General features: G+C 61.6%; 20 protein-coding genes. 6 read left to right on the top strand and 14 right to left on the bottom strand.

Annotated features, from left to right (window positions below; all coding sequences use genetic code 11):
• The first annotated feature begins 47 nt into the window (after positions 1-47).
• From MF268_RS14745 to MF268_RS14725, 5 genes are all read left to right on the top strand, one after another.
• Positions 48-1,229: an ABC transporter substrate-binding protein gene (locus MF268_RS14745; protein WP_238371631.1), complete on the top strand. Its 1,182-nt coding sequence runs from the start codon at positions 48-50 to the stop codon at positions 1,227-1,229.
• A gap of 67 nt (positions 1,230-1,296) precedes the next feature.
• Positions 1,297-2,220: a branched-chain amino acid ABC transporter permease gene (locus MF268_RS14740; protein WP_238371630.1), complete on the top strand. Its 924-nt coding sequence runs from the start codon at positions 1,297-1,299 to the stop codon at positions 2,218-2,220.
• Positions 2,221-3,180: a branched-chain amino acid ABC transporter permease gene (locus MF268_RS14735; RefSeq protein ID WP_238371629.1), complete on the top strand. Its 960-nt coding sequence runs from the start codon at positions 2,221-2,223 to the stop codon at positions 3,178-3,180. It begins immediately after the preceding gene.
• A 1-nt stretch (position 3,181) separates the two neighbouring features.
• Positions 3,182-3,925 carry an ABC transporter ATP-binding protein gene (locus tag MF268_RS14730; RefSeq protein WP_238371628.1) on the top strand — a complete coding sequence of 248 codons (744 nt, stop codon included), beginning with the start codon at positions 3,182-3,184 and terminating at the stop codon, positions 3,923-3,925.
• Positions 3,926-3,928: 3 nt separating this feature from the next.
• On the top strand, positions 3,929-4,630 hold the full coding sequence (locus MF268_RS14725) for an ABC transporter ATP-binding protein (RefSeq protein WP_238371627.1): 702 nt from the start codon (positions 3,929-3,931) through the stop codon (positions 4,628-4,630).
• A gap of 9 nt (positions 4,631-4,639) precedes the next feature.
• Here MF268_RS14725 and MF268_RS14720 read toward each other — a convergent pair whose 3' ends face one another.
• The 4 genes from MF268_RS14720 to rplS all read right to left on the bottom strand — a co-directional run bounded on the left by MF268_RS14720 (position 4,640) and on the right by rplS (position 7,916).
• Positions 4,640-5,449: a division plane positioning ATPase MipZ gene (locus MF268_RS14720; RefSeq protein ID WP_238371626.1), complete on the bottom strand. Its 810-nt coding sequence runs from the start codon at positions 5,447-5,449 to the stop codon at positions 4,640-4,642.
• Positions 5,450-5,573: 124 nt separating this feature from the next.
• Positions 5,574-7,178 (bottom strand): tetratricopeptide repeat-containing sulfotransferase family protein, encoded by a 1,605-nt coding sequence (locus tag MF268_RS14715; RefSeq protein WP_238371625.1) that lies wholly within the window; start codon positions 7,176-7,178, stop codon positions 5,574-5,576.
• Between the two features lie 121 nt (positions 7,179-7,299).
• Complete coding sequence (rpmE, locus tag MF268_RS14710) at positions 7,300-7,521, bottom strand: 50S ribosomal protein L31 (RefSeq protein ID WP_238371624.1); 222 nt, start codon at positions 7,519-7,521, stop codon at positions 7,300-7,302.
• Between the two features lie 11 nt (positions 7,522-7,532).
• Positions 7,533-7,916, bottom strand: coding sequence for a 50S ribosomal protein L19 (gene rplS / locus MF268_RS14705; protein ID WP_238371623.1), 384 nt, complete (start codon positions 7,914-7,916; stop codon positions 7,533-7,535).
• Positions 7,917-8,334: 418 nt separating this feature from the next.
• Between rplS and MF268_RS14700 the strand changes: the two genes are divergently transcribed.
• On the top strand, positions 8,335-10,830 hold the full coding sequence (locus tag MF268_RS14700; protein WP_238371622.1) for a M10 family metallopeptidase: 2,496 nt from the start codon (positions 8,335-8,337) through the stop codon (positions 10,828-10,830).
• Positions 10,831-10,834: 4 nt separating this feature from the next.
• On the opposite strand, the gene trmD is transcribed toward MF268_RS14700, so the two are convergent.
• The 10 genes from trmD to MF268_RS14650 form a co-directional block, all read right to left on the bottom strand.
• Positions 10,835-11,647, bottom strand: a complete 813-nt coding sequence (trmD, locus tag MF268_RS14695) for a tRNA (guanosine(37)-N1)-methyltransferase TrmD (protein ID WP_238371621.1) — start codon at positions 11,645-11,647, stop codon at positions 10,835-10,837.
• On the bottom strand, positions 11,631-12,446 hold the full coding sequence (locus MF268_RS14690; protein WP_238371620.1) for a hypothetical protein: 816 nt from the start codon (positions 12,444-12,446) through the stop codon (positions 11,631-11,633). Before MF268_RS14690 ends, trmD begins: the two co-directional genes overlap by 17 nt.
• A complete protein-coding gene (gene rimM / locus MF268_RS14685; protein WP_238371619.1) occupies positions 12,446-12,976 on the bottom strand; it encodes a ribosome maturation factor RimM in 531 nt (176 codons plus the stop codon). Before rimM ends, MF268_RS14690 begins: the two co-directional genes overlap by 1 nt.
• 66 nt (positions 12,977-13,042) lie before the next feature.
• A complete protein-coding gene (rpsP, locus tag MF268_RS14680; protein ID WP_238371618.1) occupies positions 13,043-13,429 on the bottom strand; it encodes a 30S ribosomal protein S16 in 387 nt (128 codons plus the stop codon).
• Between the two features lie 43 nt (positions 13,430-13,472).
• Entirely contained in the window at positions 13,473-13,772 is a 300-nt protein-coding gene (locus MF268_RS14675) for a chorismate mutase (RefSeq protein ID WP_238371617.1), read from the bottom strand.
• Positions 13,773-13,904: 132 nt separating this feature from the next.
• Positions 13,905-14,504 (bottom strand): GNAT family N-acetyltransferase, encoded by a 600-nt coding sequence (locus MF268_RS14670; RefSeq protein ID WP_238371616.1) that lies wholly within the window; start codon positions 14,502-14,504, stop codon positions 13,905-13,907.
• Positions 14,501-15,031, bottom strand: coding sequence for a GNAT family N-acetyltransferase (locus MF268_RS14665; protein WP_238371615.1), 531 nt, complete (start codon positions 15,029-15,031; stop codon positions 14,501-14,503). The genes MF268_RS14670 and MF268_RS14665 overlap by 4 nt, the downstream gene beginning before the upstream one ends.
• Positions 15,028-15,567, bottom strand: coding sequence for a GNAT family N-acetyltransferase (locus MF268_RS14660; RefSeq protein ID WP_238371614.1), 540 nt, complete (start codon positions 15,565-15,567; stop codon positions 15,028-15,030). Before MF268_RS14660 ends, MF268_RS14665 begins: the two co-directional genes overlap by 4 nt.
• Positions 15,568-15,652: 85 nt before the next feature.
• Positions 15,653-17,164 (bottom strand): signal recognition particle protein, encoded by a 1,512-nt coding sequence (ffh, locus tag MF268_RS14655; RefSeq protein ID WP_238371613.1) that lies wholly within the window; start codon positions 17,162-17,164, stop codon positions 15,653-15,655.
• A 269-nt stretch (positions 17,165-17,433) separates the two neighbouring features.
• A complete protein-coding gene (locus MF268_RS14650; protein WP_238371612.1) occupies positions 17,434-18,018 on the bottom strand; it encodes an FMN-dependent NADH-azoreductase in 585 nt (194 codons plus the stop codon).
• Positions 18,019-18,159: the final 141 nt, after the last annotated feature.

The following is an 18,159-nucleotide window of genomic DNA, read 5'->3' as shown; positions in this document are numbered from 1 at the left end:
GGGGGAAGAGCCGGCAACGCAACGGCATCATACCAAAGGGAGTTGAAATGCGAAAAGTTACAACACTGGCGCTGGCCGCCAGCCTTCTGAGCACGGCAGCCTTTGCCGAACCGGTCAAGATCGGTTTTGTCACCACGCTGACAACGGGCGCCGCCGTCATTGGTCAGGACATGACCAACGCGGTCGATCTTGCGATGGAACATCTTGGCGGCAAGGCCGGGGATACCGAACTTGAAGTCATCTACGCCGATGACGGGTTCGCCCCGGAAACCGGCAAGCAGGCCACCGACAAACTGGTCAAACAGGACGACGTTGATTTCGTCGCCGGGTACATCTGGTCCCACGTTCTGCTCGCCTCGCGCAAATCGGTACTGGACGCGGACAAGATCCTGATCTCGGCAAATGCGGGCCCCAGCCAGATGGCGGGCAAGCTTTGCGACAAGAACTTCTTCTCGACCTCTTGGCAGAACGACCAGACGCCGATGGCGATGGGTGACGTGCTGAACACGCAGGGCGTCAAGTCGCTCTACCTGATGGCGCCGAACTATGCCGCGGGCAAGGACATGACTGCCGGTGTCGAGCGGACTTTCAAGGGCGAAATCGCCGGCAAGGATCTGACCAAGTGGGGTGCGGATGCGCAGCTCGACTTCTCGGCGGAACTGGCCAAGGCCAAGGCCTCCGGCGCGGACGGGCTGTTCGTGTTCTATCCCGGCGCGGCTGGCGGTGCTTTCATCAAGCAGTACCAGCAGGCGGGCCTGAAAGACACGCTGCCGCTTTATTCGGTCTTCACGGTCGACGCGATCTCGCTGCCGAAACTGCAGCAGGCCGGTTTCACCGATGTGCTCGGCTCCAAGGTCACGCAGCAGTGGGACCCTTCGCTCGACAACGAGGCCAACAAGAAATTCGTCACCGATTTCAAGGCGAAGTACGGCCATTACCCGTCCTACTACGGTGCGCAGTCCTATGACGCGATCATGCTGATAGCCAGCGCGGTTGAAAAACTCGGTGGTGACCTGTCCGACAAGGATGCCCTGCGCGCCGCGCTTAAAGAAGCGGATTTCGACTCGGTCCGCGGCAAATTCAAGTTCGGCACCAACAACATGCCGGTCGAGGATTTCTTCCTGCGCGAAGTGGTCGAGGATGAAGACGGCGTCTGGACCACGAAAGTGGTCGAGACCGTGTATACTGACCACGTGGATACCTACGCGGCCGACTGCAAAATGAACTGAGACCTATCGGTCTCGATAACCGGCCGGGGCATCGCACCCGGCCGGTTTTTTAACGCGGAGAACAAACTTGGATACGTCCCTTCTCGTCATCCAGACATTGAACGGATTGCAGCTTGGCCTGCTGCTGTTCCTTGTGGCCTCCGGGCTTACGCTGGTCTTTGGCATTCTCGACTTCGTCAATCTGGCGCATGGCTCGCTTTACATGCTGGGCGCGTTCTTTTGCGCGACGCTGACGATCTGGTTTGGCAGTTTCATCCTCGCCCTGCTGATCTCGCTCCCGATTACCGCGCTGGTCGGCTATCTGGTTGAACGCTTCGTCGCCCGGCCGCTCTATTCCCGCGATCACCTCGACCATGTGCTTGCGACATTCGGGCTGATCCTTGTCATCGATACGCTGACCCACATGATCTGGGGTCCCGAAGGTCTAGCCGTGCCGCTGCCCGACTGGCTGCGCGGGCAGGTGACACTCTGGGGCGATACGGTCGTCCCGACCTTTCGGCTGATGATCATCGGCGCCGGTCTTGCCGCTGCCGGAGGATTGTTCTGGCTGGTCAACCACACCCGCCTTGGCATGTTGATCCGGGCGGGCGCGTCAAACCGGACAATGGTTTCCGCGCTGGGCATCGATATCGAGATGCTCTTTGGTCTTGTCTTTGCGCTGGGCGCAGCGCTTGCGGGTCTTGCAGGGATGCTGATCGCCCCGATCACCGAGGCCAACATTGGCATGGGCAACGGCATCATCATCACCGCTTTCGTGGTCATCATCGTCGGCGGTATCGGCTCGATCAAGGGCGCCTTCATCGCAGCCCTTCTCATCGGCCTGATCGACACGCTGGGCCGGTCGTTCCTTGACGATATCTTCACGCTCTTCATGTCGCCCACCGCTGCCGAGAACTCGGCGCCGGCGATTTCCGCGATGCTGATCTACATCATCATGGCCTGCGTTCTGGCCTTCCGCCCGCAAGGGCTGTTTCCCCCAAAGGTGCGCTGAATGACCCGTCGAACTGTCCTGACAATCGTGGTCATGGTGCTGGTCGGTCTGTTGCCGCCGCTGCTCTACTGGTCCGGAAACGCCTTTTACCTCGACCTCGCCACACGGCTCGTGATCCTTGCCATCGCGGCAACCAGCCTCAACCTGATCCTTGGCTATGGCGGAATGGTATCTTTCGGCCACGCGGCTTTCGTCGGGATCGGGGCCTATGCGGTCGGTATTCCCGCGCATCACTGGCTCTATGGCGGCATGGACGCTATCGCGACGACCTCGGGCTATGTGCAGATCGCGCTGGCGGTCGGTGTTGCGGGCTTCTTCGCCCTGCTGACAGGGCTGGTCTGCCTGCGCACCACGGGCGTTTATTTCATCATGATCACGATGGCCTTTGCCCAGATGGCTTACTACCTGATCCTCTCGATCGAGGAATACGGCGGAGATGACGGGCTGGTGATCGACACGCGTTCCGAATTTGCGTGGATCAGTCTTGACGACCCGATCCAGCTCTTCTTTCTTGCCTATGTCTCGCTTGTGATCGCGATGCTGATGGTGCGGATGATCGTGAATTCTCGGTTCGGCATGGTGGTTCAGGGCGCAAAGGGTAACCCCGAGCGCATGGCGACGCTGGGTTTCAACGTCTATGTCTTCCGCCTTGTCGCCTATGTCATTTCCGGCGCAATGGCGGGCTATGCGGGCGCGCTGCTTGGCAACTTTACCACCTTTATCAGCCCCGAGATGATGGACTGGTCCCGCTCGGGCGAGCTGATGTTCATGGTCATTCTTGGCGGCGCTTCGACTTCGGTGGGGCCGGTCATCGGCGCGGTGGTCTTTATCGTGCTCGAAGAATTCCTGTCCCATTTCACTGTGTACTGGCATCTCCCTTTCGGGCTGATGCTGATGGCGGTAGTCCTGTTCGCACGCGGCGGGTTCGTCGGCATGCTGACAAAGCGGAAGGGCCGGTAAGATGACCGATATTCTGCAAATTCAGTCTCTCAACAAAAGCTTTGGCGGCATCAAGGCAACCGACGATCTGAACCTCTCCGTGCAGACGGGTGAGTTGCACGCCATCATCGGCCCGAATGGCGCAGGCAAGACCACGTTGATCAGCCAGCTTTCCGGCGGGCAGAAACCTGATACCGGTAAAATCCTGTTCAAGGGTCGCAACATCGCCGGGCAACCGGCGCACAAGCGCGCCAGTCTCGGGATTACGCGTTCGTTCCAGATCACTTCGCTGATCATGGAGATGACCGTTCTCGACAATATCGCGCTGGCGGTGCAGGCGGGCGATGGGCATTCCTTCCGTTTCCTGCGGCCCGCGCGTTCGATCTCGCATCTGCGGGATCGCGCGCTTGAGCTGCTGAAACGGGTCGATCTCGCGGAAAAGGCGGATCATCAGACCGTTGCCCTTTCGCATGGTGAACACCGCCGGATGGAGCTGGCCATCGCGCTTGCCTCCGAGGCCGATCTGATGCTGCTGGATGAACCCATGGCCGGGCTTGGTACCCATGAAAGCCATCAGATGGTCGAGCTGCTGCGCGGCATCAAGGGCCGTCACACGATCCTGCTGATCGAACATGACATGGATGCGGTTTTTGCGCTGGCTGACCGGATCTCGGTGCTGGTCTATGGCCATATCATAGCCACCGGCACACCGGCCGAAATCCGCGATAACGAAGCCGTGCAACACGCCTATCTGGGCGAGGAATAAGCCATGCTCGAATTGAAAGACGTCACCGCGCATTACGGCACAAGCCAGGCGCTCTTCGGCATGAGCCTTGATCTTCAGGCCGGGCAGGTTGCGACGCTGCTGGGCCGCAACGGCATGGGCAAGACCACCACGATCAATTCGATCATGGGCATCGTGAAAGCCTCGGGCGGGTCGATCCGTTTCGACGGGCAGGAACTCGTGGGCCGCGCCAGCTTTCGTACCGCGAACCTTGGCATCGGACTGGTTCCCGAGGGCCGGCAGATCTTTCCCAACCTCACGATGATGGAAAACCTTGTCGCAACGGCCAGCAATCACCTTGGCGTCAGCGATCCATGGACGGTGGAAAAGGTCTTTGCGCTGTTTCCGGAACTGGAGACGCGCACATCCTCGATGGGCAACCTGCTCTCGGGCGGCGAACAGCAGATGCTGGCGATTGGCCGGGCGCTGATGACCAACCCCAAACTGCTGATCCTCGATGAGGCGACCGAGGGGCTCGCCCCGTTGGTGCGCCGCAAGATCTGGGACGCGCTCAGCGAAATCAGCAAGGCGGGTATGTCGATCCTTGTCGTGGACAAGAACCTTGCCGACCTGATGCGGATTTCCGACCGGCATTACATTGTGCAGCGCGGAGAGGTTGTCTGGTCCGGGTCGAGCGCGGAATTGCAGGCCGACGAAACCACCCGGCGGCGCTATCTCGAATTTTAAGGCGGTGCCTTAAAAGTTGACCTCGACGCCGGGCAGCTTCAGCTCTTTCATCATGTCGCGCAGTTCCTGCCGCGCGGCAACGTTCGAGATGTTGAGCTGCTTGACGCCGATATCCTTGAGATCGAGCAGTGTCAGCCCGCGGGGGAAAAGTTCACGGAAAACAACGCGCTCGGAAAAGCCTGGCACGATCCGGAAGCCGACACGATCGGCCAGCATCTTGACCGCGCGTTCCATCTTTTCCTTGTTGACCATGCGCTGGGTGCCGACGCGGTTGCGCATGACGACCCAGTCGATCGGCTTCAGTCCGGCCTGCGCGCGCAGCTGACGGGCGTTCCAGACCATTTCGGAATACACCGACGGCCCGGTGATCTTTTCGCCCTTGGCATCCGTATGGGCCAGCAGGTCGAAATCGATGAAACTGTCGTTGAGCGGTGTGATCAGCGTGTCCGCCAGCGAATGGGCCACCTGACTCAGACGTGTATGCGACCCGGGGCAGTCGATGAGGATGAAATCGCTCTGCGGCTCAAGCGACGCGACCGCGGCGGAAAGGCGGTGATCATAGATGTTTTCGCCGGGGCTGAGCGTCGAGGGGTCGATATCGGGCAGGTCGTGGCAATCCGCGCTGGGCAGGTCGAGCCCGGCCTTTGCGAGGAAGGTCTTCCGGTTCTCGGCGTAGCGGCCCATGGTACGCTGGCGCAGGTCCAGATCAAGCGTGCTGACCTTGTGCCCCATCCTTGCCAGTGCCGTTGCCACATGCATGGAAACAGTTGATTTTCCCGCGCCGCCCTTTTCGTTGCCGACGACAATGATATGCGCCATTCTTGGTCCCTCAGCCCTGCGGATCGTACCCATTCCGCTGTTTCATTCCACTATATGTTGTGTGTTGGGCGATGGAAAGCCGTGACCAGCTCTAGAGCAGGGATTTAGGGCATTGCGGACACAACTATGGCAGGATGTTTGCTGCCCTAAGCGCCACGCGAAGCGGGGCAAGCTGGGATTCATAGCGCCGCCAGCCCTGATCCGCCTCGTCATGGATCGGTTCACGCACCTGCGCGGCACTTGCCGTCAGGACGGACCTGCTGGAATTCTGGGGGGCAAGGCAGGCGTCGGACCATTCAAGGTCGCAGGCCGATATGATCCTGCGAATGGCGGGCTCCGGGTTCTGAACCAGCGCGCCGTAATCCACCGTGGTGACACGGCCGGGATAGAGCTGTTGCCAGTTGCTCACCAAGTCACGATGCAACACAAGGTAGGTGGCGATATCGGCGATGTCATAGGCGAAACCATTCCCCCCGCCGCTGAACTTGTGCCGATAGAGCGACCACGCGACGGCGAGCGGGTTGCGCTCAAGATGCAGTATCTTCGCCTCGGGGAAGGCGGCGCAGATCAGCCCGATCCACCGGAAGTTCAGCGGCATCTTGTCGATGAGTACGGGTGCGCCGTCCGAAAATTCCCGAAGCCCGTCCAGCACCTCGGTCCGGAAGGTCGCGAGCGTATCGGTGTCGATCCGGTTGTGTTTACCGATCTGCATGGCGCGCAGCACCCGTGCAGCGGCATTGGCGACGACCGCAAGCTCCCCACCCGCCTGCGTGCCCGGTGCCTGTGACAGGATCTGTTCGACAAGCGTTGTCCCGGATCTTGGCAGACCAGTCACAAAGATCGGTCGGATCGCCGCCGGGTCCGGGTTGTGCAAAACTGGCGCATCGGCCAGCAGCGCGCGGCAAAAAGAAAACCGCGCGGCATCCCGGCGTATGTCATAGGTAAACGCCTGCTTGCGCAGCCTGTTTCCAATTTCGAGATGGGCGAAAGCCGCGTCGTATTCGCCAAGATCATCCAGCGCCTTGAACATGGCGAAATGCAGCGGCGCGGCGTCGGTGTCATCCGGCGCGGCGTTCGATATCTGTGCGTGCAGGTTGGCCAGATGGGGTTCCTGCGCGTGATAGGTGATAACGCGTGACAGGTTGTGATGCAGGTCGGGCTGGTCCGGCGCTAGGACAAGCGCTTGACGATAGAATTCGGCGGCGGCGCGCCGTTCCCCCCGGGCCTGCGCCAGTATCCCGAGGTGATTGAGCGGCCCCGCGTCGATTACCCCGTTTCCCAGCGCTGCTTTATGGCAGGCTTCAGCCTCATCAGGGCGCCCGAGGTCACGCAGGGCGCGCCCCTTTATGTCGAGCGCCATCGCATGGTCCGGACGTATCGAAAGAACCGCCTCGCAAGCCTCAAGCGCCCGCGCTGGGCGTCCGAGTGTCAATCGGCACAGAGCAAGGCCAAGCCCGGCGCGCGCCTCTTTTCCGGATCGTTGGAAAGCCTGCTCCCACACACGTTCTGCCGAGTCATAGGCGCGGGTGCGTTCCAGCCACTCGGCCTCGGCCACGAGTTCGGCAACCGGCACATCGTCGATTTGTGCCAGCGCCTGCTGTGCCCGCCGGTTGGCCGGGAACCGTTGCAGTACCGCTGTGAGCACTGTCTTGGCTTCTTGGCGGTCGCCATTTTTCAGGGCGCGTCGGGCGCGTTTCAGGGATTGGTCGACAGAGAGGGCAGCAGGCATTGAAAATCCGTTGACGGGAACGGACAGAACATCCCCGCATTTGGTTTCGAATTCGTCACCTCAAAACGAAAAACGCCGCCCCGAAACGGGGCGGCGTTCGGAATTCGAATGGATCGGGCTATTAGAAGCCGAGACCTTCGTATTTCTTCTTGAACTTGGAAACACGACCGCCGGTATCCATCAGGCGGGTGCCGCCACCGGTCCATGCGGGGTGCACGGAGGGGTCGATATCAAGCGACAGCTGGTCGCCTTCCTTGCCCCAGGTGGATTTCATCTTGACCACGGTGCCATCGGTCATCTTGACGTCGATTAAGTGGTAATCGGGGTGGAGATCTTTTTTCATCGTCCAGCTCCTTACGCTTTTGCGCCACTGAGGGGCTTGTAGTTGGAAACCTCGGCGATCCGGGCAGATTTGCCACGGCGGGCGCGCAGGTAGTACAGCTTGGCGCGACGGACTTTACCGCGGCGTACCACTTCGATGCTGTCGATATTGGTCGAATAGAGCGGGAATACACGTTCCACGCCTTCACCAAAGGAAATCTTGCGAACGGTGAACGACCCGGCAATGCCCTTGCCGTTTTTACGGCTGATGCAGACGCCTTCGTAGTTCTGCACACGGGTGCGCGTACCTTCGGTCACCTTGTAACCGACGCGAATGGTGTCGCCGGCTTTAAAGTCGGGAATGGTCTTCCCAAGGTCGGAAATCTGTTCCGCCTCAAGTTGTGCGATAATGTCCATCGCATCTCTCCTACATGCTCGTGGTTTTTCCACGAAGATTTGCGCGGCCTCAGAGCTCTTGGTCTTCAACCGGGTCCCGCCTAAGCAGCCCGCCAGAGTTCAGGTCGTCGGTTCCTTGGTTTGCCGGTCCCTGTGGGAATGCCCTTGGCCGAAGAAAGCGGGGCGAAACACAGACCAGCCACCCGCGAACCGCCAAAGCGATTCCGGATCAGCGTTCCAATAGGGCAAAGCGGGTGCGCAATCAACCCCGCTTTGGGCAATCCGATTCGGCCCCGATTTCCGGGCCGGGCGTTTTCCAAATGCAAATGGCTTTTTACAAGGTCCCCGGCGAAAATTGAACCCGGCGGGCGGTGCAACGGGGCATTATTGCGGGCCCGCATTTGATTGATGTTTATGATTTAAAACAGGGGGTCAGGCCATGTGCGGGCTATGTGGATTAGGCGATGCGGGGTTTGCATCGGAGGCAAAGGGCAATCATTTCGCCGATTGGTCGCAAAGGGCGGCAGAGACGCTGGAAACCGGGCGGGGTGAGACGGAATTTGGCACCTTCTACGATATCCCGTCAGGGACGGGCACCTCGGTCGGGCTGAGCGTTGGGCAGAGGATCAACGCGCAGATCTCGGTGCAGGGCGACACTGACTGGTTCGGCATGCAGCTTGAGGCAGGCCAGACCTACCAGATCAGCCTGCGGGCGCTGTCCTCTGGTGGTCTCGCTGATCCAAAGGTCTATCTATTTGACGATACAGGAACTTTCCTGATCTCCGATGACGATAGGGGCGATGGCGACGACGCGCTGCTGACCTTCACTGCGACCAGAACCGGCGTCTATTTCGCGGGGGCCACCGGGTTTGGCAAGGATGAACAGACCATCGGCAATTACGAGATCACGCTGGGCGAGGCCAATTTCGACGACGACAAGGTCGGTGACCTGCCGCAGCTTGCGGGCAGCATCAGCGCCGGTGATACGGTCGAAGGCCGGATCGATTACAGCGACGACGAGGACTGGTACGCGATTACCGTTGAAAAGGGCAAAAGCTACTGGGTCACGCTTGAAACCAACCGGACCCAAAGCCCGATCTACTTTCCCGATGCCAGCCCGCTGGCGAATCCCCGTCTGTCGGTGGTGACCGAAAGCCTGAGCGAAATAGCCTTCAACGACGACAACGGCGTCACGCGGGATGCCGCCGTGACTTTCAAAGCGAAAAATGACGGGGTCTATTACATCAAGGCGCTGGGTGGTCCGGGCAATACCGGAGACTTTATCCTTAGAGCCGATGAGTTTTCACCGCCGGAACCGCCGTCGCCCATCGACGCGCTGGACTGGGGCGTCAAGTTTAACAAGACCGAGATCAGGGTCTATTTCGCCGCGCAGGCCGAGACCTTTGGCGGTGAGACGACCGACCAGCCGTGGAATACCTACGAAGCCGGACAAGCGATGGCAGCACTGGGCGAATACAGCCGTTTTTCACAGCTCAGTTTCACGCAGGTGAGCCATGCGTCCGACGCGGATTTCTTCATGGTCAAGAATTTCGAGGAAGGCTCGACCACGGGGCGCATGATCCCGCAGGATCCGAATTATTCCCCGGACGAAGGCGTCGGCTGGTTCAACACCAGCAACACGGTCTGGTCGCGCGACAAGGCAGGCGGGCTGCTGGAAAAAGGCGCCTATGGTTACTCCAATTTCATCCACGAATTCGGCCACGGGCTTGGACTGTCCCATCCCCACGACAACGGCGGCACTTCGGCCATCTTCGCCGGCGTGACCGGCAGCGGTGACAAGGGGGAAAACGATCTCAACCAAGAGGTTTTTACCGTCATGTCCTACAACAAGGGCTGGCAGACCGGGCCGAATGGCGGCTCGGGCACCAATGTCTTTGGGATCGCACGGACGCCGATGGCCTTCGATATCGCGCAGATCCAGAAGAAATACGGCGCGAACGACAGTTACGCCTCGGGCAAGGATTCCTATGCGCTCTGGACCGCGAACCAGACCGGGACGGGTTATGAAACGATCTGGGATACCGGTGGCAAGGACAGCATCGTCAACCCCGGCAATGACAGCGCCACCATCGACCTGAGGGCCGCCACGCTCAAGGCTGAACCGGGCGGCGGCGGGTACGTGTCCTTCGTGAGCGGGGTTTTCGGCGGCTACACAATTGCCAGCGGCGTCAAGATCGAGACCGCGATTGGGGGCGGCGCGGCGGATACGCTGATCGGCAACCGCTTTGCCAACCTGCTGGACGGCAGGGGCGGCAAGGACATCATGATCGGCGGCAAGGGCAACGATAAATACGTACTCAGCCAGTCCGATGACGTGGTGTCGGAATTCCGCAAGGGCGGCACGGACATGGTGATTGCCCGCGATTTCGATATCGACCTGAAAAACTACAAACAGGTCGAAAACGCGCGGATCAAGGGCAAGACCGACCTCGACCTGTCCGGCAGCAAGGGCGCGAACAAGCTCTTGGGTAATGGCGGCGATAACGTGATTTCCGGCAAGGGCGGTGGCGATGTGCTTGACGGCAAGAACGGTGCCGACCGGCTGGATGGGGCCGGAGGTCAGGATACGCTGAAAGGCAAAGGTGGCGATGACAGGCTGATCGGCGGCGGCAAGTCCGACACGCTCGACGGCGGCTCGGGCGACAATATCCTGACCGGCGGCAAGGGCCGCGATGTCTTTGTCTTCAAAGGCAAGCTTGGCAGCAATGACATCACCGACTTCGAGGCGGGACGTGACGCGCTGCACCTTTCGCAGAAGCTCTGGCAGGGGAAACTGAACAATGCCTCGGTGGTCGATGATTTCGCCGATCTGATCGGCGGCGAGGTTCTGTTCGATTTTGGCGGCGGCGCCCAGATCCACCTTGCCGGGGTTTCCTCACTGGACTGGCTGGCCGGAGACATCGTGCTTATCTGACGGCTCAGCCCTGCTTCGGCTTGTCCTGATGTGCCTGCCACAGGTCGGGGCGGCGTTCGCGCGTCAGGCGTTCTGACTGCGCGCGCCGCCACTTTGCGATTTCACCGTGATGGCCCGACATCAGCACATCGGGGATCTTGCGACCGTTCCATTCGGCGGGCCGGGTGTATTGGGGATGTTCCAGCAACCCGTTGGAAAAGCTCTCTTCCTTCGTCGAGGCCGCGTTGCCCAGTACGTTCGGTAACAGCCGCACCGTGGCGTCGATCAGGGCCTGCGCCGCGATCTCTCCGCCGGTCATGACGAAATCGCCAAGGCTGACTTCCTGAATGCCGTAATGCTCGATCACCCGCTCGTCGATGCCCTCAAAACGCCCGCAAAGCAGCGTCACGCCCGGACCCGAGGCCAGCTGCCGCATGAGGTTCTGCGTCATTGGGCGTCCGCGCGGCGATAGGTAGATCAATGGCCAGGGGCCGTGCGTGCCCTCCTGCGCCGCATCCAGCGCCGCGCCCAACACGTCGGGGCGCAGCACCATGCCCGCGCCACCGCCCGCCGGGGTGTCGTCGACATTGCGGTGCTTGCCCTCGCCGAACTGGCGCAGTTCGATCGTTTCAAGCTGCCAGCGCCCGTCCTGCAGCGCCTTGCCGGTCAGGCTTTCGCCCAGCACGCCGGGAAACGCCGCCGGAAACAAGGTGATGACCTTGGCCTTCCAGACCCCGGCCAGATCGGGCGTCGGGGTGATCAGCTCGCGCGGTTTCAGCGTCGGGCGGATGGTCTTGCGCCCGTGCGAGCGGGGCTTGGTTTCAGGCGTGTCGGACATGGGTGGGGCTTTCGATTGCGGGCCGCTCCAGCAGGGCGGCCTTGCGCGCGGTCAGGGTTTCGTCATCAAGGGCGCTGCGGTTCAGCGCCAGCAACTCGGGGGCCAGATCCAGAGCCGGTCCGATATTATGCGCGGGTTCCGGCGCGAGTTTCGCGCGAACCTCTTGCGGCAAGTCCAACTGGTCGATCAGCAGTTGCGCCGGGCCAAGCCGGGTCGCGGCACATTGTTCAAGCGCGACGGTGTGCAGGCTGGCCGGGGCGATGGAGGCTTCGATCTTGCCGAGCGTTTCTGGCATCGTGTCCAGCGGTGTGATTTCCGCGCGGAATTCCTCCATATCCTGCTGCAACCGGCTGACACGAAGGTTGTGCAGCCAGAGCGAATTCAGCCAGCTGTCCGGCGCACGGGTCAGGATACAAAAGCGGATATCGGCATCCGGCCCGAAATGCCCACGCAGGATCGCGACCAGCCGTTCCATCAGTTCGGGGGCACAGTCATAGCCTTTCTGACCATCCCGTCCGGGCATCCGTCCGGCGAGGTTCTCATGACTCAGCACCAGATCGCGTGCCGGGTCTATCGGCGCGAGTGTTTCGCGCATTTCCGCCGCGAATTCGTCAAGCAGTTGCCGCGTGCGGAAACGGGAATAGCGCATGGCCAGACGCGCCGCGCCCTTGCCAAGCCGGAACGGCAAAAGCAGTTGCACGCCGGGCGACAGCTCTTTGCGGTTGTTTCGCAGGAAACGCTGGATGGTGGTCGAGCCGGTCTTGTGAAAACCGGCATGTACGATGACCCTTGCAGCCATCAGGGCTTGCCTTGGAATAGCCCTTCGGGCGGATCGGCGACGATGCGCCCCGCCCCGAGATCGACGGTAGGGACATTGGCGAGCGTAAACGGCAGCAAAACCGTTTCACCGCCATTTTCCGGTTTGATCTCAAGCAGATCGCCAGCGCCGTGGTTCTGCACCATGATCACCTTGCCAAGCGTTTCGCCGCCGGTATCGATAACCGTCAGGCCGATCAGGTCGGCATGGTAGAATTCGTCATCCGGCAGCGAAGGCAGCCGGTCGCGCGGGGCGAAGAGCCTTGTGCCGCGCAAGGCATCGGCGTCTTCCTTGGTCTTCACGCCGCTCAGGATCGCGGCGAAACCGGTATTGATGGGTCGGTTGATCGTGACCGTGAAACTCTGGTTGCCGTTCTCGGTTGTGAGGGGCGAATAGGTTTCGATATCTTCGGGCTGGGCGCAAAAGCTTTTCAGCCGCACCTCGCCCCGGACGCCGAAAGCGCCAGCGATCACGCCGACACAGATCAGCTCTGAATTGTCATTCTCTGGCATCGGATGTTCCGCGACCCAAGGGAGAAGGGCAGGCGGCGCAGAGAACCCGCGCCGCCCGGACCTGTCTTATTCCGCCGATGCTTCTTCGGCAGGTGCGTTTGCTGCTTCGGCGGCTTCTGCTGCCTTGGCTGCTTTGGCGTCGGCCAGTTCCTGAGCTTTCTTGCCCGGGGTGCCTTTTTTCGGGTTGCTACGCTCGGTCTTGGCGCGGACGCCGGAGGCTTCGAGCATACGTGCAATCCGGTCGGTCGGCTGCGCGCCCTGGTCGAGCCAGTGCTGAACGCGCTCGACATCCATCTTCACGCGGTCTTCGCTGTCTTTCGGGAGCAGCGGGTTATAGGTGCCGAGCTTTTCGATAAAGCGGCCATCGCGGGGCATGCGGGAATCCGCTGCAACAATGCGGTAGAAGGGACGCTTTTTCGAGCCGCCGCGGGCGAGACGAATTTTCATGGCCATTTGAGTTTCTCCTTGTGAATGGCGTGATCCGGGGAATGCCCGGTTATTGCTGGTGTTTCTCGTGGTGGTGAATGACTTCCTGAATGATGAAATTCAGGAAAGCCTTGGCGAATTCAGGGTCGAGATCGGCCTTGAGCGCCAGGTCTTCTAGACGTGCGATCTGCTGCGCTTCGCGCGCGGGATCGGACGGGGGAAGGTCGTGCTCGGCCTTGAGACGGCCGACCGCCTGGGTGTGTTTGAACCGCTCGCCCAGCGTGTAGACGAGAATGGCATCGAGGCGGTCGATGCTTTCGCGGTGTTCTTTCAGAAGGCTGGCCGCGCGGCTGGTGTGGGTGTCGGTCATGAAAGCCTCCGGAAAAGGGAAATTCGGGGGGTGACAGCCGTACACAGGCCGTACACCTCCTGTACACCGCCGCAGCGCAGCATTTGCCGTTTTGCCGGTGTTCCGGCCGTGCGGGGGGTAAAAGGTAAACGATTAGTCAATGGCCCAGCCCTCCGGTTTGAAGAGCGGGTCGGCGTAATGGCCGATCTCCATCTCGATCCCGTGCGCGAGCTGCGTGCCCGAAAGCGCCGCCGGCGAGGGGTGGCGATAGACCACGTCATTGCCGTCGATGCTGGCGGCGGAATCGTCGCGCTGCGCGCCAAGCCGTTCGGCAAGGCGGATGCTGTCGAGGTTCTTGGGGTCGATATAGCTGACCGCCGTTTCCCAGTTCTGCTGCCGGTAGAAATAGCTGCGCGCCGCATGGGCCGCTTCGAGCGCGTAGCCGCGCCCGGCCTTGTCGGGCCAGATCACCCAGGCGATTTCGCGCTCGGGCCATTTCGCGGGCTGCCAGCCGCCGACCATGCCGTAGGTTTCATCGGTCACGCGATCATGCACCATCCACATACCAAAGCCGCGAATGTCCCAGTGGCCGATTTCGGCGGCATAGAGCATCCATGATTCATAGGCGTTCAGCGGCCCGCCCATGAACCGGGCGCGGTAGCTGGTGAAGGTCGCCTTGAAATCCGGGTAATCCTGCGGTTCGGGGCCGCGCAGGGAAAGACGGGTGGTCTCGATGGTGGGGATCTGGCTCATGCCGCGGCCTCCTCGGGGAGAGGATGGCGGTAGACATGGCAGGGACTATCAAAAAAGGTGATCTCGCGTTCGACTGTGGCGCCGAGCCGTTCGGCCAGCGCGACGGAGCGTGCGTTGTCCGGGTGAATGTAGCTGATCGGGCGCGGCAGATTCTGGTGGCGCGCGGCATGGGCGCGGGCGGCCAGCGCGGCCTCGTAGGCATAGCCCTTGCCCTCGAACCCGGTGAAAACGTGCCAGCCGAGTTCCGGTTCGTCCCAGCCATCGTTGAAGATCATGCCGACGCGGCCGGCGGTTTTGCCGCTGGCACGGTCCTCGAGCATCCACATGCCATAGCCGCGCAGCGCCCAGTGGCCATAGGTTGCGAGAAAGCCGCCCCATGAGCGGATACGCGGGTAAGGCCCACCGACAAATTGCGCGCGGTCCGAGGCACCGAATTCGGCAAAAGCCTCGAAGTCGCTTTCGCGGGGGCCGCGCAGGATCAGGTGTTCGGTATCGATGACCGGAATGGGGAAGGGAAAGCCGCTCATGCGTAGGCCTCCATCCCGCCCTCGGCGAGGTCTTCGGGGGAGGGGTGGCGCCAGACATGCATGAAGCCGTGGCGTTCATGGGTAAAATCGCCATCATGCCTGCAGCCGAGCCGTTCGGCTACCCGCGCCGACCCGGTATTGTCCGGTTTCACGAGGCTGATCGCGGTGGTCCAGCCGAGCGTATCATAGGCAAAGCTGCGCGCGGCGGCCCCGGCTTCGGTCGCGTAACCGCGGCCCTCGAAACCCTCGAAGAGATCCCAGCCGATTTCAGCTTCGGGCCAGCCTTCGGGGTTGAACAGGCCGATCAGGCCGACGGGCGTTTTGGTTTCGTTTTCCTCGACGATCCAGCGGCCATAGCCACGCAGGGTCCAATGGCCCGCCTCCATCGCCAGCATCCGCCAGGACGCCTCGCGCCCGAGCGGGCCGCCCACGAATTTCGACCTGTCGCTGGCGTAGAAAGCCACGAAAGGGGCGAAATCGCTTTCGACCGGGGCGCGCAGCGTCAGGCGCGGGGTATGGAGGGTGGGGATCAGCATCAGCCGCGCATCCTCGCGACCCGCAGTGCGGGCCGGGACCGGAGGAGCCTCCGGCGGGGATTATTGAGACCCAAAGAAGTCATGGTCATTTCTTCTTGCCGAAACCGCTGAGCCCGGGGGGAAGGGCGCCGCCCCCGAGTCCGGGGAGACCGCCGCCGCCCATGCCGCCGGGGAGCTTGCCGCCCATCTGCTTGGCTGCCGCTTCGAGCGCCTTGGTGTCCATCTGCGAGGGATCGGGCATGCCGCCCTTGCCGAACATGCCTTTCATGGCCTGTTTCATCATGCCGCCCTTGCCCATCTTGCCCATCTTTTTCATCATGTCGCCCATCTGGCGATGCATCTTGAGCAGCTTGTTGAGGTCGGAGACCTCCATCCCGGCACCGGCGGCGATGCGTTTCTTGCGGCTGGCCTGAAGCAGTTGCGGGGCGGCGCGTTCTTTCTTGGTCATCGACTGGATCAGGGCGATCTGCTGTCGCAGGATCCTGTCGTCGAAGCCGGCCTGTTCGACCTGCTTGGCCATTTTGCCCATGCCGGGCATCATCTGCATCATGCCCTCCATGCCGCCCATCTTGAGCATCTGTTCAAGCTGCATGCGCAGGTCGTTCATGTTGAACTGACCTTTCATCATGCGCTTCATCATCTTTTCGGCCTGTTCGGCCTCGATGGTTTCCTGCGCGCGTTCGACGAGGGAGACGATGTCGCCCATGCCGAGGATGCGGCCCGCGATCCGGTCGGGTTCGAAGGTTTCGATCGCGTCCATCTTTTCGCCGAGGCCGACGAAGCGGATCGGTTTGCCGGTGACGGCGCGCATCGAGAGGGCGGCGCCACCACGGCCGTCGCCGTCCATCCGAGTGAGGACGACGCCGGTGACGCCTATCTTGTCGTCGAATTCGGTGGCGACGTTCACCGCGTCCTGACCGGTGAGGCCATCGACCACCAGCAGGGTTTCGCGCGGGTTGGCCACGTCGCGCACGGCGGCGGCCTGGGCGATCAGCTCCTCGTCGATATGGAGGCGACCGGCGGTGTCGAGCATGTAGACGTCATAGCCCCCGAGCGCGGCCTGCGTTTTCGCGCGCTTGGCGATGGCGACCGGGTCTTCGCCCTTGACGATGGGCAGGGTGTCGACGCCGATCTGGGTCCCGAGGATCGCGAGCTGTTCCATCGCGGCGGGTCGGTTGGTGTCGAGCGAGGCCATCAGCACGCGCTTGCCGTCGCGGTCTTTCATCCGCTTGGCGAGTTTCGCTGTCGTGGTGGTCTTGCCCGAGCCCTGCAGGCCGACCATCAGGATCGGCGCGGGCGGGTTGTCGATTTTCAGCTGGCCGGGGTCGCCGTCGCCACGCAGCACGTCGACCAGCGCGTCATGCACGATCTTGACGACCTGCTGGCCGGGGGTGACGGATTTGGTGACCGCCTGACCGGTGGCCTGATCCTGTACTTTCTTGACGAAATCGCGGGCGACGGGGAGGGAAACGTCGGCCTCGAGCAGGGCGACACGAACCTCGCGCAGAGCGGTTTTGACGTCATCCTCGGAGAGAGCGCCCTGCTTGGTCAGCCGGTCGAAGACACCGGACAGGCGTTCGGAGAGATTTTCAAACATATGCCGGTTCCTTTTTGACCGTTGATATTTGACCCCTAACTTAGGAAGGGACCGCGAAATGCACAAACGCCCCCGTGGGCGCAACGCGCTGACGGAGGGCGATCCCGGCGCAATTAACCGGGACCGGATGGCAGGTGCTATCCGGTATTGGCGCTGCGATAGGGGTTTGGGGCGCGGGAGTCAAGCGTTGTGGGCTTTTGGGGGCTTGCTTGAACGCGAAACGGCGGACCGGAGTGGTCCGCCGTCTGGCTTGTGTTAATACGCCCGGATCAGGCGGCGAGGGCGCTGATCTCGGAATCGGCCTTGGCCATGCTGGCATCAGCGTCGATGGCGAGCTGGTCGGCGGCGACGATGGTCACATCGGTGATGCCGACGAAACCCAGAACCGTCTTGAGGTAGGTCGTCGCATGATCGACAGGCGAGCCGACCGGAACGCCGCCCGAGGCGACGGCGAGGATTGCCTTCTTGCCGGTCAGCAGGCCTTCGGGGCCATTTTCCGTGTAGCGGAAGGTGACGCCGACGCGGGCGATCAGGTCGATCCATGCCTTGAGCGAGGAGGGCACCGAGAAGTTGTAGATCGGAACACCGATCACCAGCGTGTCGGCGGCCTGAATCTCGGCCACCAGCGCATCGGAGAGGATGAGGCTGGCTTTTGCCGTTTCGTCGCGGTCTTCGGCAGGGGTAACGCGGGCGGCGACCCATGTCGGGTCGATATGGGGCAGCGGCTCGGCAGCAAGGTCGCGGATGGTGACGGTGTCTGGGGCGAGTTTCTCGATGACCTTGTCGGTCAGTTTGCGGGTAACGGAACCCGCGCCCGAGGCGGAGGAATCGATGCGCAGAATGGAAGTGGTCATGTCAGTGTCCTCGTGAGGAGAGTGTTTCTGTTCGGAAGGGCCTTTTGGGGGCTGGCCGTATACTGATTGATTTGGCTATTGCACTGGCGAACGCAACGGCCGATTATGAACAGGATATGTGAGTTTCTGCACAGAGCGAGC

It is taken from the genome of Heliomarina baculiformis, assembly GCF_019966545.1.
GTDB classification, from domain to species: Bacteria; Pseudomonadota; Alphaproteobacteria; order Rhodobacterales; family Rhodobacteraceae; genus Heliomarina; species Heliomarina baculiformis.
Note: the sequence above shows the minus strand (reverse complement) of the source record. Positions and strands in the feature narration are given on the sequence as shown.

Bases quoted from the DNA above. Each gene is read 5' to 3' on its own strand.
- MF268_RS14670 (WP_238371616.1), bottom strand. From the start codon at position 14,504: ATGAGCCAGATCCCCACCATCGAGACCACCCGTCTTTCCCTGCGCGGC.
- MF268_RS14700 (WP_238371622.1), top strand. From the start codon at position 8,335: ATGTGCGGGCTATGTGGATTAGGCGATGCGGGGTTTGCATCGGAGGCA.
- MF268_RS14735 (WP_238371629.1), top strand. From the start codon at position 2,221: ATGACCCGTCGAACTGTCCTGACAATCGTGGTCATGGTGCTGGTCGGT.
- MF268_RS14650 (WP_238371612.1), bottom strand. From the start codon at position 18,018: ATGACCACTTCCATTCTGCGCATCGATTCCTCCGCCTCGGGCGCGGGT.
- MF268_RS14745 (WP_238371631.1), top strand. From the start codon at position 48: ATGCGAAAAGTTACAACACTGGCGCTGGCCGCCAGCCTTCTGAGCACG.
- MF268_RS14660 (WP_238371614.1), bottom strand. From the start codon at position 15,567: ATGCTGATCCCCACCCTCCATACCCCGCGCCTGACGCTGCGCGCCCCG.
- MF268_RS14725 (WP_238371627.1), top strand. From the start codon at position 3,929: ATGCTCGAATTGAAAGACGTCACCGCGCATTACGGCACAAGCCAGGCG.
- trmD (WP_238371621.1), bottom strand. From the start codon at position 11,647: ATGTCCGACACGCCTGAAACCAAGCCCCGCTCGCACGGGCGCAAGACC.
- rimM (WP_238371619.1), bottom strand. From the start codon at position 12,976: ATGCCAGAGAATGACAATTCAGAGCTGATCTGTGTCGGCGTGATCGCT.
- rplS (WP_238371623.1), bottom strand. From the start codon at position 7,916: ATGGACATTATCGCACAACTTGAGGCGGAACAGATTTCCGACCTTGGG.
- MF268_RS14665 (WP_238371615.1), bottom strand. From the start codon at position 15,031: ATGAGCGGCTTTCCCTTCCCCATTCCGGTCATCGATACCGAACACCTG.
- MF268_RS14730 (WP_238371628.1), top strand. From the start codon at position 3,182: ATGACCGATATTCTGCAAATTCAGTCTCTCAACAAAAGCTTTGGCGGC.
- rpmE (WP_238371624.1), bottom strand. From the start codon at position 7,521: ATGAAAAAAGATCTCCACCCCGATTACCACTTAATCGACGTCAAGATG.
- ffh (WP_238371613.1), bottom strand. From the start codon at position 17,164: ATGTTTGAAAATCTCTCCGAACGCCTGTCCGGTGTCTTCGACCGGCTG.
- MF268_RS14720 (WP_238371626.1), bottom strand. From the start codon at position 5,449: ATGGCGCATATCATTGTCGTCGGCAACGAAAAGGGCGGCGCGGGAAAA.
- MF268_RS14690 (WP_238371620.1), bottom strand. From the start codon at position 12,446: ATGGCTGCAAGGGTCATCGTACATGCCGGTTTTCACAAGACCGGCTCG.
- MF268_RS14675 (WP_238371617.1), bottom strand. From the start codon at position 13,772: ATGACCGACACCCACACCAGCCGCGCGGCCAGCCTTCTGAAAGAACAC.
- MF268_RS14715 (WP_238371625.1), bottom strand. From the start codon at position 7,178: ATGCCTGCTGCCCTCTCTGTCGACCAATCCCTGAAACGCGCCCGACGC.
- rpsP (WP_238371618.1), bottom strand. From the start codon at position 13,429: ATGGCCATGAAAATTCGTCTCGCCCGCGGCGGCTCGAAAAAGCGTCCC.